The organism is Francisella salimarina (assembly GCF_007923265.1).
Taxonomy (GTDB): domain Bacteria; phylum Pseudomonadota; class Gammaproteobacteria; order Francisellales; family Francisellaceae; genus Francisella; species Francisella salimarina.
In genome coordinates this window covers 1-680 of record NZ_VOJA01000012.1, presented here as the reverse complement: position 1 = coordinate 680, position 680 = coordinate 1, and the positions used below count along the sequence as shown (strand labels likewise).

Here is a 680-nt window from a genome sequence, read left to right as displayed (position 1 = left end):
GGAAAAAAAGAAAAGAAAAAAAAAGAAGAAAAAGAGAAAAAAAAAAAGAAAAAGAAGAGAGAGAGAAAAAGAGAGAAGAAAGAAAGAAAAAAAAAAAAAAAGAAGGAAGAAAAAAAAAAAAAAGGAAAGAAAAAAAAAAGAGAAAAAAAGAAAAAGAAAGAAGAAGGAAGGAGAAAGAGAGAAAGAAAATAAAAAAAAGAAATAGATAGAGAGAAGAAGAAAAAAAAGAAAAAAAAAAAAGGAAAAAAGAAGAAAAAAAAAACAAGAGAGAAATGTAAGAAGAGAAAAAAAAAAAGAAGGAAAAAAGAAAGAGGGAAAAAAAGAAGATAGGAAACAAAAAGAAAAAGACAAAAGAAAAGGGAAAGACAAAGTAATAGGAAAAAAAGAAACAGAAAGTACAGGAGAAGGGAATGACATAAAGAAAAAAAAAAATGGAAAAAAAAGAAAGGAAAGAGTAGGAGAAGAAGTAATAAAAAAAAGAAAAATAAAAGGAGAAAACGTTGAAAAATAAAGAGAAAGAAAAAATGGAAAGAGAAAAAAAAAAATGGAAGAAGAAATAAAATGGTAGAAAAAAATAAATAGTTTATATAAAGAAGTAAAAATGCTAGGATATGAAAAAAAAAAGAAAAGAAAAAAAAGAGATAATAAATAGAAAGAATAAGGAGAGGTAATTTAAAAAG

General features: G+C 22.8%; 1 protein-coding gene. It reads left to right on the top strand.

Annotation, left to right across the window (positions count from 1 at the left end):
- On the top strand, nt 1-192 hold a 192-nt coding region (locus tag FQ699_RS10025; RefSeq protein WP_179951709.1), incomplete at its 5' end, for a hypothetical protein.
- Between the last annotated feature and the right edge of the window lie 488 nt (nt 193-680).